5 protein-coding genes are annotated in these 15,812 nt (G+C 57.2%); 4 read left to right on the forward strand and 1 reads right to left on the reverse strand.

Features of this window, described 5'->3' with window-relative positions; translation table 11 throughout:
• Window positions 1-1,106 (reverse strand): PEP/pyruvate-binding domain-containing protein (locus tag HEQ34_RS00005; protein WP_296195747.1); only part of this gene is annotated, 1,106 nt, incomplete at its 3' end.
• A gap of 184 nt (window positions 1,107-1,290) precedes the next feature.
• Here HEQ34_RS00005 and HEQ34_RS00010 point away from each other — a divergent pair.
• The 4 genes from HEQ34_RS00010 (at window position 1,291) to HEQ34_RS00025 (ending at window position 15,557) form a co-directional block, all read left to right on the forward strand.
• A complete protein-coding gene (locus tag HEQ34_RS00010) occupies window positions 1,291-3,060 on the forward strand; it encodes a cation:proton antiporter family protein (RefSeq protein WP_296195749.1) in 1,770 nt (589 codons plus the stop codon).
• A complete protein-coding gene (locus HEQ34_RS00015) occupies window positions 3,057-5,771 on the forward strand; it encodes a cation-transporting P-type ATPase (protein WP_296195751.1) in 2,715 nt (904 codons plus the stop codon). Before HEQ34_RS00010 ends, HEQ34_RS00015 begins: the two co-directional genes overlap by 4 nt.
• Window positions 5,772-6,189: 418 nt before the next feature.
• Window positions 6,190-7,182, forward strand: a complete 993-nt coding sequence (locus HEQ34_RS00020; RefSeq protein ID WP_296195753.1) for a universal stress protein — start codon at window positions 6,190-6,192, stop codon at window positions 7,180-7,182.
• Window positions 7,182-15,557: a glucoamylase family protein gene (locus tag HEQ34_RS00025; protein WP_296195756.1), complete on the forward strand. Its 8,376-nt coding sequence runs from the start codon at window positions 7,182-7,184 to the stop codon at window positions 15,555-15,557. Before HEQ34_RS00020 ends, HEQ34_RS00025 begins: the two co-directional genes overlap by 1 nt.
• Window positions 15,558-15,812: the final 255 nt, after the last annotated feature.

A 15,812-nucleotide genomic window follows, 5' to 3' on the forward strand; every position in this document is an offset into this window, starting at 1 on the left:
CTACCGATCGCGACGCCGGAAACGATGGGCTGCTCATTTGTCTCCAGCACATAGTGGCGAAAATTATTGCCAATTTTGCCACCGTGCACCGTCTCGGGGCGTGCCTGCACAAGATACAGAAGTCCGTCGTCGCCATCCTTGGCCCACTCGAGGTCCATCGGGCGGCCATAATGGCGTTCGACCGCAACAGCCCACCGAGCAAGCTCAATGATTTCCTCATCGTTCAAAACAAAGGCACCGCGTTCAGCCTCCGTCGTCTCCACCAGTTTGGTCTGTTGTCCACCTTCTTTGGAATAGACCATACGGATGGCCTTATCCCCCAGCGTCTTTTCGATGATAGGGCACGCACCCGGCTGTTCCAGCAGCGGCTTGAACACAACAAAACGATCGGGGTTTACAGCCCCTTGGACGATGGTTTCTCCCAGCCCCCAAGCCGCGCTGATCGTCGCAACGCCGGGAAAACCGGTTTCAGTGTCGATGCTGAACATGACCCCTGAACCGGCAAGATCGGCGCGGACCATCTGCTGCACACCGACCGACAGGGCGACCGAGAAATGATCGAAACCTTTGGCTTCGCGGTAGCTGATCGCCCGATCAGTGTACAAGGAGGCGAAACAACGCAGGCAAGCGTCGAGCAGCGCCTTTTCGCCGCGGATGTTAAGGAAAGTTTCGTGCTGGCCGGCAAAGCTCGCATCGGGTAAATCTTCGGCCGTCGCGCTGCTGCGTACCGCAACCGCAGGATCTTGCAACGCTGTTCGCTTGGCAAGCTCTGCATAGGCGCCGCACACATCCTCTACCAACGCATCGGGCAAGGAGCTGGCCAAAATCAATGTACGAAGGGCATGGCCGGTATCCTGTAATGTCACCGCTTCTTTGCGGTAATGCTCGATGTGGTCGCGCATCGCTGGCTCAATACCGCTCAAGGTGATAAAATCCCTGAACGCCTGCGCGGTAGTTGCAAAACCATTCGGCACCCGCACTCCGGCATCGCCAAGCTGCCGGATAAGTTCGCCAAGCGAGGCATTTTTGCCGCCAACAATCGGCACATCGTCAAGCGCAAGCCTTTCAAACCAAACGATCGTGGAACATGTTGCTGTTTCGGCCATTTCTGCCTCTGCTACGTTGTCGGGGAACCAAATATCGCAAGGTTATGCCGAACGCGCAGTAAGGTAAGTCCGTAATTCTACGTGTTGCTTGTGCCAGACCACACGGTCTTTAGGTATTTCAGGATGCAGCACTAGCCTCAATTCGGCGCTCGTGGTTGCAACGCGGTGCTAATCAGAGAGGCCGATGGAGTTGATATTCGGGTCCGCATTTGGCGAGATCGCCACCCTGCTACTTCTTGCGGCCGTATTCGGCTTTGTCGGCATCATCCTGCGCCAGCCGCTGATCGTCAGTTTCATCGCAGTCGGCCTGCTTGCAGGGCCATCGGCGCTTGATCTGGTCCAGTCTGCCGAGAAGATCGCCCTGCTATCCGAATTAGGAATTGCACTGTTGCTCTTTCTGGTCGGCATCAAGCTTGACGTGAAACTAGTGCGATCATTAGGCAAGGTCTCACTTTTCACGGGCCTAGGCCAAGTCTTGTTCACATCCGTATTCGGGTACATAATTGGTCGCTTGCTCGGCCTGGAGCCGCTGACCAGCCTCTATGTGGCTGTAGCGTTAACCTTTTCGTCCACAATCATCATTGTCAAACTTCTCTCCGACAAGCGCGAGATAGACGCGCTACACGGCCAGATCGCGCTCGGGTTTCTGATAGTTCAGGATCTGGTCGTCGTCTTAGCTATGATCATCCTGTCAACAATCGGCGTTGGCGCGGCGGCAGGTCAGGATGCCGGGGGAGGCATAGCGGGCGTGCTGCTGTCGGGCGCAGCAATGGTTGGATTCGTCGGGTTTTTCATTCGCTTTCTGGCTGACCCGCTTACCGACAAACTCGCCCGCGCTCCTGAACTGATGATGATCTTTGCTATCGCGCTGGCAGCAGTGTTCGCAGCAATTGGTCAGTCGGTCGGACTAGGCAAGGAAGTAGGTGGCTTGCTTGCAGGCGTAGCGCTCGCATCGACTCCATACCGGGAAGCAATCGCCGCGCGACTCGCTCCGCTGCGCGATTTCCTGCTGCTCTTCTTTTTCATCGCGCTTGGATCGACCCTTGATCTATCATTGCTCGGCTCGAATGTGATTGCGGCCGTCATCTTTTCAATCTTTGTGCTAATCGGCAATCCGTTGATTGTGCTCGCGATCATGGGAGCAATGGGATACCGAAAGCGCACCGGTTTTCTCGCCGGACTTACCGTTGCCCAGATCAGTGAATTCTCGCTTATCTTCATCGCAATGGGGGTCTCAATAGGGCATGTGCCGCACGATGCACTTGGCCTCGTAACAATGGTCGGCTTAGTAACGATTGCCGCCTCAACCTACATGATCACATATTCCCACCAACTTTACGACCGGCTAGAACCATTTCTAGGAATCTTCGAGCGAAAGAGCGCCCCGCGAGAGGCTTCAGGCTCGTTGGTGAAGACCAAAGTCGCCCCCAAGATACTGATCTTCGGGCTAGGCCGCTTCGGTACCGCAATCGGCGTGCGCCTCAAAACGCGGGGCGTCACGGTTCTTGGCGTCGATTTTAACCCGGATGCGGTCCAGCGATGGCGCGACCTTGGTCTGGACGCAGTTTTCGGCGATGCGAGCGATCCCGAAATAGTGGCAGAACTGCCCGTCGCCAAAGCAAAATGGCTCTTATCCACAATTCCTGTTCATATGCCGGGGGTGAACGCGGAAGATGTGCGCAAGACAATCATCCAACTGTCACGCCTGTCGGGCTTCAAAGGCCGCGTGGCGGTAACGGCGCGCCATCCGGATGATGCGTCTCTTCTCGCTGCCGCTGGAGCCGACACTGTTTTGCAACCCTATCAGGATGCCGCCGACCGCGCTGTCGATATTCTGTGTGGCGGCAAGGCGCGTGAGCGGACCCGGTTTCCCGCGCTGGCGACCGAACACCTAGTCGCCCCCAAACCGTTCGATCATCACTCCCGCAATCAACCTGACGTGAAAATGCCATGAACAATGTAGAATTACCAAATTACCATGCACAGCCGATCGACGATGTCCTCAAAGCCATGCATACCGATCAGGGAGGATTGGGGCAGGATGAAGCTGCACGCCGCCTTGCCAAGCATGGGCCAAATCGGCTGCCCGAACCAGCTGGTCGAAGCGCGACTCTTCGTTTCCTCGCGCATTTTCACAATGTCCTGATTTACGTCTTGCTGGCATCTGCCTGCATTACGGCAATGCTCGATCATTGGGTTGATACCGGCGTTATCCTTGCCGTTGTTCTGGCAAACGCGATCATTGGTTTCATACAGGAAGGCAAAGCCGAAAATGCCCTTGCCGCTATTCAAAGGATGCTGGCACCGCACACTGCGGTGCTGCGGAGTGGCACCCGACAGACTGTAGATGCCGTCGATCTGGTCCCGGGCGACATAGTCGTGCTTGAAGCCGGGGATCGAGTGCCGGCTGATCTGCGTTTGTTGGCAGCGCGAAACGTCAAAGTTGAAGAAGCCATACTAACAGGCGAATCCGTGCCAGTTGACAAGACCACGTCGCCCGTTGCCGAAGCCGCACCTCTTGGCGACCGCGCTTCGATGCTGTTCAGCGGCACTTTGCTCGTCACGGGCACAGCGCACGGCGTGGTTGTGGCGACCGGCGCAGCGACGCAAATCGGCAGGATCAGCGGCATGCTGGCAAAGGTCGAAACACTCACGACACCGCTGGTACAACAGATAAGTACCTTTGGTCGCTGGCTTACACTTTTCATTATCTTGGTGAGCGCAGCCTTACTCGCCTTTGGCATCTTCGTGCGTGATCTACCCTTCGACGAAATGTTCATGATCGTTGTCGGGCTCGCCGTCGCTGCCATTCCAGAAGGATTGCCAGCCGTTCTCACCATCACCCTCGCCGTCGGAGTGCAGGCGATGGCGCGGCGCAATGCAATCGTCCGCCGCTTGCCCGCGATAGAAACATTGGGATCGGTATCGGTGATCTGCACTGACAAGACCGGCACGTTGACTCGCAACGAAATGATGGTGACGGCTCTGATTTCCGCGAAAAGCCGGTTTACCGTAAGCGGAGAAGGATATGCTCCGTTTGGAGAAATCGAGGTCGATGCTCGGCAAGCCGGCTCAGATGAACGCCTCGTATTGGCCGAATTCGCTCGCGCCGCTTCGTTGTGCAATGATGCGGCACTAAAATCTTCTGAAGCCGGATGGTGCGTTGCTGGTGATCCGATGGAGGGCGCGTTGCTGGCACTCGCCGGGAAAGTTCAAGGCGGAGACGAAATGCCGTTCCGGGACTTCAGGCGAACCGATGCAATCCCCTTCGACCCAACCTATCGTTTCATGGCGACATTGCACCATGACCATCAGGGACATGCCTTTATCCATGTTAAGGGTGCGCCGGAAGCGGTTCTGGCGATGTGCAAGGAGCAGCATATTGGCGCAGATTCGGTAGCGCCACTACAACCGGACTATTGGCAGGAACGAACGGAGGAACTGGCGCGGGCCGGCCAACGTGTAATTGCAGTTGCTTCTCGGGCGGTATGTCAAAACAAGACCATCCTGAACACATCAGATATTGAAGGCCAGCTTACCCTTATCGGCCTTGTCGGATTGATCGATCCGCCGCGCACCGAGACGATCGAGGCGGTTCGAGACTGCCAACTAGCGGGCATCAGGGTGAAGATGATCACTGGAGATCATAGTGCCACTGCCCAGGCAATCGCCGCCCACATCGGTTTGCAAAATTGCGATCATGTGCTGACGGGAGCCGACATAAATTTGCTATCCGACGGCGATCTTGCCGAGGCCGTAGTGGAGACCGATGTCTTTGCGAGGACCTCGCCTGCTGACAAGCTGCGGCTGGTAACGGCATTACAATCCCGCGGGTTGATCGTTGCGATGACGGGCGATGGAGTCAATGATGCCCCTGCCCTGAAGCGTGCCGATGCCGGCACCGCAATGGGCATAGCCGGCAGCGAAGCCGCGAAAGAGGCATCGGAACTTGTTCTGGCCGATGACAATTTTGCTTCGATAGCAGCGGCCGTCCGAGAGGGACGGACCGTTTACGACAACATCAAGAAAGTGATCAGCTGGACCTTGCCGACCAATGCAGGCGAGGCAATGACGATCATTGTCGCCTTGCTGGCAGGCATGACCCTGCCGATCACTGCAGTGCAGATATTGTGGATCAATCTGATCACCGCGATCACGCTCGGGGTTGCGCTGGCGTTCGAGCCCAGCGAAAAAGGCACAATGCGTCGTCCGCCACGCCCGCGCAATGCGCCTCTTCTTACGGGCGAATTGATCTGGCACATCATTTTGGTATCCGGCCTCTTTGTGATCGGCGTGTTCGGCATCTTCGCCTATGCCGTCTCCAAGGGCTATCCGGTTCCATTGGCCCAAACGATGGCGGTCAATATGCTCGTCGTGCTGGAAATCTTCCACCTCTTCTTCATTCGCAACATTCACGGAACATCGCTCACATGGGCTGCGGTGCGCGGGACACCTGCGGTCTGGTTTTCGGTCATCACGGTCACCGGCGCGCAATTTGCAATTACCTATTTCCCGCCGCTCCAGAAGGTGTTCGGAACACAGGGGGTTCCCTTCATTGACGGCATCCTTATCGTTGCAGTCGGCGGTGCTTTCTTCGTCTTGATCGAGATCGAAAAGCAAATGCGTCTGGCGTTTCGACGACCGACGCAATTGCCTTTCCTCTGATGCAGTGAATTATCAAATTTGGCCGTCAGGACCATTTTTTCCATTGTTCAGCCAAGGTATTGGCCGCGACTCAGCGGCTATCAGATCGGCGATCTATATTTGAAATTCGGTATATGAGCACCGGGTCGCGACAAGCAAATGCACCGTCCGACCCGCATATCTCGCTAAGTGTGGCGCACGCCCGAGGGGCTACAAATCATCTGCTTCGCGACCCGAAGACAGCACGCCGCCCAACCATGTTGACGTGTATCAGCCAGATCGCAGCTAACGAGCGGGAAACCGGCAAAGAAGCGAGCATTACGTATTCTTCCCGATTACAGGTCCCGCCACTGGTAGCCTATGTTCCTGAATAGCCCACTTCTGCCGGATCGCGCTTGAAGTGAACAAGCCCGCTTCATCCATGAAAAGGTCGTGTTAGATGTCCGCTCAAGCAATTTCACTTCCCACTACCCCCGGCCCTACATCTGTCATCGCTTGTGTGGGTGAAACACCGCGCGCCAAGACCATAGCTGCTGTCGGTGCCCAGCTGGCACAGATGCTTGATCTTCCGTTAACCTTGTTGCGTGTGATTGAGACAGTCGACGAAACTGGCCTTCGTCCCGACCCGCTCGAATGGGATCTGTGTCGTCATCAAGCGCGTCGTCAGCTTTCAAGACTGGCCGGAGATCTCGCGTTTCCCGACGATAAAATTGGACTGGAAGTAGCAGAAGGCGAGCGAGTCCAAGCCATCTGCCACCGTGCAAACGAGACGGGATCAATCCTTGTAATTGGCACGCCGGATAGCGACAACAGCTTTATCTGGAGCAGGGACACCGCGCAGAGGGTGTTAGAGGCGAGCACGGGACCAGTGTTACTGGTACCCGATAGAGCGGAGGTCTGCCAACGATCCTACGCGCGCATAATGGTACCTCTCGATGGCTCAAGTTATTCCGAGGCAGCGCTCGTTGAAGCGATACATCTGGCGCGCTGGACTGGTGCCGAATTGCTGCTCGCCCATGTCGTGCCAGAAGTTGCGATTACGCGCTTTGGCCCTCTGGAGTGTTCGGATGTAGAACTTCAATTGCGACTGAGCCGGCGCAATGAAAGGGCGGCATGCCACTTTCTCGAACGCACCCAACGTCATCTGATCGATCAGGGCATAAAGGCTCGCAGCCTGTGCCTTAACGGCGATGTGCGGACGATGCTTCAGCGCACGATTGCCGCCGAAAAGCCGGATTTGCTGATCTTTACCGCCCGCGGCCAGGGCGGTAAAAGTTGTCATGATCTCACAATCGGCAGCACTGCAAACTACCTGCTTGCACACCTAGACCAACCGGCCTTGCTGGTTCGATCCAGCCAAGCACTCGCGAAACGTCAGCAATCCCAGTCGTCCCAATTAGCAAGGCGGCCCACACCTGCATTTGCAGCCTGATGGGTCCAGACACATATGACCGGGTTGCCGCGAGGGCAGAAGAGACCGGCGAACTTCACGCTGCCTTCGATACTACTGGGCCGACTGTGGCTGTTCCGGCTTGGGTCGAGGTAAAAAACACCACGCGTTGGTTGCGTCGTGCACTGGAAGCAGCGTGTCAGGCCGAGCCAGCGTCGTCATCCGCTGCCGAATGGTTGCTTGACAACGCCTTTCATGTGCAGCGCGCAGTTTTGCTGGTCAAGCAGGATTTGCCATTCGGATTCTACCGTCAGCTGCGCCCAGCCGCCGACACGCGCGAACCGATGGCACTCGAACTCGCGCACGACATCATTGAAGCAACCCACTTCCAGCTTTCGCGCCAAGGCGTAATTACCTATTTGCAGGCTTATCAAAAGCACAATCCGCTCGATCTCGCCGAGCTTTGGGCGCTGCCGGTCATGCTGCGGATTGCCTGCATTGAGCGACTAACGACCGGGTTCAGCCAGCTATTCCCGGAGGTTTCAGCGCCTTTCCCAGCTAGCGCGTCCTGTCGGCGTTATGCTGATGGATCGGATCCTTCAGAATATGTATCGCGTGGCATCGCCAATCTCGGCGCCATTTCGAGAATCGCCTGGAAAGATGTTTTCGACGAGACCAGCCTGGTCGAACACATTCTCGCTCAAGACCCTTGCGGCATCTACAGTAGGATGGATTTCGAAACGCGGGACACGTATCGCCGCTCGGTCGAACGGCTGGCCCGGAACGGCACTGGACGTGAAGCCAGTGTCGCCGAAGCTGCGGTCAATCTGGCGACCAACGCAGATTCGGCACCAGCCAATCACGTCGGCCATTGGCTGATTGGTTCCGGTCTACCAAGTCTTGAGCACAAGATTGGTGCCCGTCCCAATTTGCCGCAGCGACTGGCCGACGGTTTACGCCGTTATTCCGGCACAGTGTACACAATAAGCTTGTTCCTGCTCGGCCTAGCAGGACTGATCGCGCCTGCTGTCTATCTGTCTTGGTCTGGCGCAAGTGGCTGGCAATGGGTGCTCGGTCTTGCGTTGTCTGCACTACCGTCGACGGTGCTCGCTGTGACTACATTCAACTGGCTGGTCACACTTATGGTCCCGCCGCGCACGTTGCCCAAGCTGGATTTTTCCAAGCGAATTGACCCAGAATGGACGACATTGGTGGCGGTGCCGGTAATCGTCGGAAAGCATGAGGAAGTACCCGCGCTGCTCAGACGCATCGAGGGACATTGGCTTGCAAATCCGGTCGCGCACGGCTTCGTATTGCTAAGCGATCCAGGCGATGCGTCGACAAAGCAGACGGCAGGAGACGCAGTGGTCGAGGAGGCGTTGCGCGAAGGCATTTCGGCACTCAACCGCCGTCACGGAAAGAGCGCTGGTGACGGCCCATTCACACTTCTCCATCGTGCGCGCCAATACAATCCGGCGCAAGGCTGCTGGATGGCGTGGGAGCGTAAGCGCGGTAAACTTGAGCAATTCAATCGCTTTCTTTTGACCGGTGACATTTCAGACTTCCCAGTCACCGTCGGACCAATCAAGCGTCTTATAGGCGCGCGCTTCGTGGTAACGGCGGATGCGGACACGCGATTACCTGCCAACACGGTTGCTCGCATGGCTGCGACGCTCGCCCATCCACTCAATCGCCCGCTATTCGATACCGCAGGACGCGTCGTTTCGGGATACACAGTGCTGCAGCCGCGAGTAGAGATCGCCCCGCTGAGTAGCGACAGCCATTTCGCCCGGCTGTTCGGTGGCGACACAGCCATCGACATCTATTCGCGGGCAGTAAGTGATGTTTATCAGGATCTTGTCGGTACTGGTAATTATGTCGGCAAGGGAATCTACGACGTTAGCGCGTTCGCTCGCAGCCTGGAAGGCCGTATCCCCGAGAACAACCTGCTCAGCCACGACCTGTGGGAGGGTCTGCACGGTCGAGCAGGGCTTGCGAGTGACATCATAGTCTATGAGAGCTTCCCCGCCAACTATGGGGAATATGCCAAGCGCTGGCACCGCTGGGTGCGTGGCGACTGGCAACTGCTGCCGTGGCTTTTCCCGTATGTGCCAGGTCAGGGAGGCACTCGTATCAAGAACCGGCTGTCGCTGTTCGACCGCATGCGTATCTGGGACACGATGCGCAGGAGCCTCGTTCCCGCGAGTGTGTTGATGCTGCTGCTAGGGGGATGGTTCCTGTTACCGGGAAATCCTGCAATTTGGACCCTGTTCGCCCTGCTGGCGCCGGCGGCCTATCTCTTCACAGACATTGTTTCAGGATTTGCTCGCGGCAAACGACGCGGGGTACTTACCGGCACATTCCGAACAGCGGGTGAGCATTTCGCACGCTCGGGCTTGTCGGTCGTGTTCTTAATCTCCGATACAGCGATTGCTGTGCACGCGATTGGAACAACGCTGCTGCGGTTGCGCCGAGGCACACAGTTGCTCGAATGGACGAGTGCGGCGCATGTCAGCGAGCAGATGCGTGAGACACATCCGCGCGTATCACATTGGCGCAGCATGTGGATGTCGCCAGCCGCTGCCGTTTTGATTCTCGCTGTGCTTGTTCTGGATTCACATGCTCTGCTTGTTGCGGCACCACTCCTCTTTCTCTGGTTCATTGCACCGGAAATCGCATGGTGGAGCGGACGAGAGACGAAATTCAAGGCCCAGACTTTAGACGAAGATGACAAGGAATTTTTGCGCCTTACTGCCCGGCGTAGTTGGCTGTTCTTTGAAAACCATGTTCGACCGGAAGACAACTGGCTGCCGCCCGATAATCATCAGGAAGAGCCCGTTGAGGCTACTGCCCGCCGTACTTCGCCAACCAATATCGGCATGATGGTTCTCGCTGCGCTCTCAGCATGGCGGCTAGGCCATCTCGGCGCAGCAGAGCTTACTGTAAGAATTCGCGAAATGCTTGACACCCTCGATAGGCTTGAGCACTGGCGCGGCCATATCCTAAACTGGTATGACACCGGCAGCCTAGCTCCCCTCGAGCCACGTTATGTCTCGACCGTCGATAGCGGTAATCTCGCTGTCAGCTTGGCAACATTGGCATGCGGTTGCGCAGAGATAGCAAAACGTCCGGCCTTCGAACCGGAGCGTTGGACGGGGCTAAGCGATTGCCTCGCGCTGATCGGACAATCTGTCGCGGCGGCACAACTCCCGGGCTCGTCGCATCTCATTACAAAAATTGCGCAGATGCGATTGGAAATTCAGGCAAATGCACATCGGCCTGACCTATGGCCTGGTTTACTCAATAGCTGTGAAGTCAAGATAAGGGACACTGGCCACGAGCTGAAACTGTTGCTTGACACGAAACACGCGGCTCCACCGGGCACGTTGCGCGATTTGCGGATCTGGACCGAAAGGACTGGGCATCATTTGCGGACGATGAAGCGCGATATGACCATGATCATGCCGTGGCTCGATCTGTTTGCAAAAGCGCCGCCGGAATGCAGAGAGCTGGCGAGCAAATTTGCCGCGTTGCTCGATCCCACATTGCCGTTGAACGCTTGCGGTCAACTGAGCACGGCAGTCGAAGAGTTGCGTCAAAAGGCTGAGCCGAAGCTGTCCACTGATGCCGCCAGACAATGGCTTGCTGCTCTGATGAGCAGGGTTAGACGGGGCCTTGCCTATTGGCGGCGGCTCGAAAGAAGATTGGACCTTATTGCCCGGCGCGCCACTGCTGCGGCCGACGGTATGGATTTCACGCCTCTTTTCGACCCGAACGAACGGCTATTCCACATCGGCTATGATCTTTCCGCTGATCGCCTCGATCAACACCATTACGACCTGCTCGCAAGCGAAGCCCGCCTCGCTAGCTTTTTCGCCATCGCCAAACATGAAATCCCGCCGGAGCACTGGTTTCATCTTGGTCGCCCAATCGTCAAGCGGCGCGGCGAACTGGCGCTGGTTTCGTGGAACGGGTCGATGTTCGAATATCTTATGCCCAGCCTATTTTTGCGCAGCGATCCGAAAACTCTGCTCGGGGAAAGCGACCGCAGTGCCGTAGACATTCAGCGACGTTATGCTGCGGCCCGGGGTACACCGTGGGGAATATCGGAGTCGGGCTTTGCCGCGACCGGTCCTGACGGAGCGTGGCGCTATAGAGCTTTCGGTGTTCCCGAGCTGGGACTGCGGAGAGGTCTTGCAGAGGATATGGTCATTTCGCCCTACTCCACCGCATTGGCACTTGCTGTCACGCCACGCGATGCCGTTGCCAATTTACGCGCTTTGGCCAAACTTGGCGCACTTGGCCAGTGCGGCTTTTACGAAGCACTTGATTTCACCGATGGACGCCGGATCGACGCACAGAAGTTCACACCGGTGCGCTCCTATATGGCGCATCACCACGGCATGAGCATAGCTGCTATCGCCAATGCGTTGTTTGACAACATATTTGTGGAGTGGTTTCACGCCGATCCGCGTGTCCAGACGGTCGAACTTTTGCTCAACGAGCGTGTCCCTTGGGAGCTACCGGCCGAAATCGAACGGCTGGAGCCTCCTGCGACGCCGTTGGCTGAAGGGATCGCAGTACCGCGTCCGCAACCTTGGGAGGCACTCCCGCAAGGCTTAACACCCCTTCACCTTCTGATTGGCAACGGACGGATGAAAACGCAGATTGCGTCGGATGGTAGCGGCATGACCGGGTGGAAAAACTATGCGCTCACACGTCCCGGTGAAGCGCAAGGTGGTAACGGGCATTTCCTTTATTTGCGTGATCTGGACAGCGGCGAGACGTGGTCGCCGACACCGGCTCCGTTGTTCGGCGGCGAGGATCGGCGAACGCTGTTTCATGCGCACAAGGCAGAGTTTCATTGCCGTATGTCAGAAATATCGACGACGCTGGAAGTACTTGTAGCGACTGCCGAAGATGTGGAGATTCGGAGACTTCGGCTGGTAAACGGGACACCTCGCCAGCGCCGGATCGAGGTTGCGAGTCATACCGAGATAGCCCTTGCGCCATCAGCAGAATGGCTGCGTCATCCTGCCTTTGCCAAACTGTTCGTCAAGACCGAAGCCCATCCGAGTCTCGACGCGCTGCTGTTCGAACGGCGAACGCGCAATCCAGGCGAATCGTCACCATTTATGGTGCAGCGTCTCACCGGGCGAGGACCGCAGGTGAAGCTGACAGGATGGGAAGTCGCGCGCAATTTGACGCGTGAAAGATACGGCGATGCAAGAAATTTTCCGCTTTTCGCCAACGGTCTCGGAAATTTGATTCAATATCCCCTCGACCCAGCCTCTGCCCTTCGTGCGGAAATTGTGCTGCCGCCGCATGGAGAGGTAGAGCTCGCTTTTGTCACAGCTGTTGCCACGTCACGCGAGGATGCTCTTGAACTCGCACGGCGTTATGGCTCGCTTGGTGCGCTTGACTGGGCCGAGCAGGACGTCGCCTTGCGCGCTGCGCGCGATCTTCACATGCTCGGCCTTGCACCGGACCGCATTGCTGACGCTCAGCTATTGTTCTCCGCACTCAACAGTCGACCTGGCCCATGTGAAAAGGATCCGGGAACAACAAGCCGGGATGAACTTTGGGCGCTCGGCATATCCGGCGATTTGCCGATATTGCTTGTCGAACTGCGTGAAGAATTCGGCCTCGATGAATTGCGCTTCTTGCTCGCAAGTCATTTGCATTGGCGCAGACGCGGCGCATCTGCAGATCTCGCTTTGCTCCATCCCGGCATGCCAGGCTATGTCGAGCCGATCCGCGAGCGCTTGCTCGATGCATTGCGCGATGCCGGCAGCCTTGAACTGCTCGGCGAACGCGGAGGTGTGCATATATTCGGCCGCGAACAGATTGAGCCGACGAAGCTCCAAGCGCTTCGCGCCGCTGCGCGGTCGAAACTGACCGAGGGAGCCGGATCGATCCGACGCCAGCTTGCATTGCTGTCCTCGCCGATATTGGTCAGCCCACCGTTTGTGGGCTTGGGACGCAGCCTGCAATTGCCGCCGAGGCGGGCCACACACACACCAAAATTGCATTTTGCCAACGGTTTGGGCGGCTTTACAGATCTCGGCGACTACCACATCGACTTGCAACGGGGCATGACAACGCCCGCGCCTTGGGTCAATGTGCTAGCAAACCAATCATTCGGTTCAATCGTCAGCGAGGCCGGTCTGGGCTGCACCTATGCGGGCAATGCTGGCGAGAATCGCCTTACCCCTTGGCACAATGATCCGCTCGCCGACCCTCAAGGCGAAGCCCTCTATTTACGCGATGAGGAGACCGGCACCATCTGGTCGGTATCCCCGTTACCAGCTGGCAGCGATAATGATTGTCAGGTCGAACATCGCATGGGTGAAACCGTATGGTCGTGCGAAAGCGAAGGACTCGTTCAGGAAATGGCATGCTCGGTTGCCGTCGACGATCCGGTGAAAATCATCCGCGTTACGCTCTCAAACCGGCTCAGCACGCCGCGTAGGATCACGGCGACTTATTTTGTCGACTGGCTGTTGGGCGCTGTTTCAGGCGAGCCGGGGCCTTATCGCAAATCATGGTACCGCGCCGACCTCCATGCCCTATTGGCCCAGAACCGCTGGCACCGCGACTTTGCCGGAAGAACAGCATTTCTTACATGCACTTTGCCGCCACACAGCCTTAGCACGTCGCGTCAAGAGTTCCTCGGCGGAGCCGAGGATTGGCGGCGACCACATGGTCTGACAATGTGGGAACTCGGCGATAGAGCCGCCAACTTTGGTGAGGATGCAGCAGCGGCACTACAGGTCCATGTCGATATACCTGCTGGCGGCATTGTGGAGTTTGCGTTCGTTCTTGGTCAGGCGGCTAATGAAGCCGAGGCTCAAGAACTGGTCTCGCGGTGGCGTTTCCCATTGCACATCGCCGCTGAACCAGGGCGATTGGCGCAATTGTGGAGTGACCGTTTCAGTTCGATCAAGGTTTCAACTCCGGACCCAGCTTTCGACCTTATGGTCAACCGTTGGCTACCTTATCAGGCAATCTCCTCAAGGCTGTTTGCCCGCGCTGGCTTTTATCAGGCAGGCGGAGCCTTCGGTTTTCGGGATCAGTTGCAAGATGTCCTCGCATTGTTGCTCACAGAAACATCGCTGGCGCGCGAACAGATATTACGTGCGGCCGCACATCAGTTCGAGCAAGGCGATGTGCTACACTGGTGGCATCCGCCGCACGGTCGAGGCGTTCGCACACGCTATTCAGACGATCTCTTGTGGCTGCCGCACGCTGTTGCGCGCTATGTCGAAGCAACGGGAGATCTGGAACTGCTCAACGAGCGCGTGCCTTTCCTGCAGGCAACTGAATTGAGCGCTGAGGAACATGACCGGTATGCAGAATTCCCGCAGGGCGAAGTGGCAAGCGTCTTCGAACATTGTTTGCGGGCCTTCGACCGGTGTTGGAAGCTTGGAGAGCATGGTCTCCCCCTGATCGGCGAAGGCGATTGGAACGATGGGATGAACCGTGTTGGGGTCGGTAAAAAGGGGGAGAGCGTTTGGCTCGGCTGGTTCCTGGCCGCCACGATCCGTTCTTTCGGCCTAGCGGCGGATCGCGCAGGGCATCATGAGTTTGCTAAACGTTGGTTCCCACGTGCCAGCAAGCTTGTTGCCGCCATCGACCGTCACGCGTGGGATGGCGCGTGGTATATCCGTGCTTTTGATGATCTTGGTCGGCCTTGGGGCTCGAAGAGCAATGAGGAATGCCGGATCGATTCTCTCGCTCAATCCTGGGCGATCATCGCCGGAGGTGCCGACCATGCGCGGGCCAAGGTCGCATTGGATTCCGCTTTTACAGAACTCGTCAGAGCGGACGACAATATCGTTCGGCTGCTTGATCCTCCTTTTGGCGATACACCGCGCGACCCCGGCTACATCAAGGCTTACCCCCCTGGCATCCGGGAAAACGGTGGCCAGTACAGCCATGCCGCGGCCTGGCTTGGCATCGCGGCGGCGATGGTGGGAGACGGGGATCGGGCCAAGCTGGTGTTCGATCGGCTCAATCCTGTCCGGCATGCTGCAAGCAAAGAAGATACCGAGCGCTACTTGATCGAGCCCTATGTTGTGGCTGGTGATATCGGCGGAACCGATCCGCATTGCGGTCGCGGCGGATGGAGCTGGTATACCGGTGCCGCATCCTGGACATGGCGACTGGCAGTAGAGTACATATTGGGTGTTCGTCTTGTCGATGGCAAAATAGCACTTTCGCCATGTTTGCCAGCCGGTTGGGCAGGTTTTTCGGTCACCATGTGCGGCCAGGGAGAAATTGAGATTTCTGTCGAGCGAGGACTCGTTGGTCGGTTTGAAATCGACGGCAATCCCAGTGAACAAACAACGACAATTGCATTTCCCGGTCCTGGCAAAGTTCGGCGTGCGCTATTGATTATACCGACGCAGGCCTGAAATTTATCCCCCGCCAGCACCAGTGGCACACGCGGCGGCGTCAGCAATGACCGTGGGGGCAAGGCCCGCCGAAGGTAGATTGCTAATATCAGCTTCAGGATCTCGCACGGCCTCCCCAATAGCCTGTTGTTTAAGTTCCAGCCTGAATTCAAGATGTGACCAGGCTTCCAAAGGATGGAGGACGATCATTCGAACAGCCCATTGCTGCGCAAGCACTAACGCTCGATCGACTGCTCGATCCGGCTCCGCGCCGAG

It is taken from the genome of Sphingorhabdus sp., from assembly GCF_023910635.1.
Lineage (GTDB): Bacteria > Pseudomonadota > Alphaproteobacteria > Sphingomonadales > Sphingomonadaceae > Sphingorhabdus_B.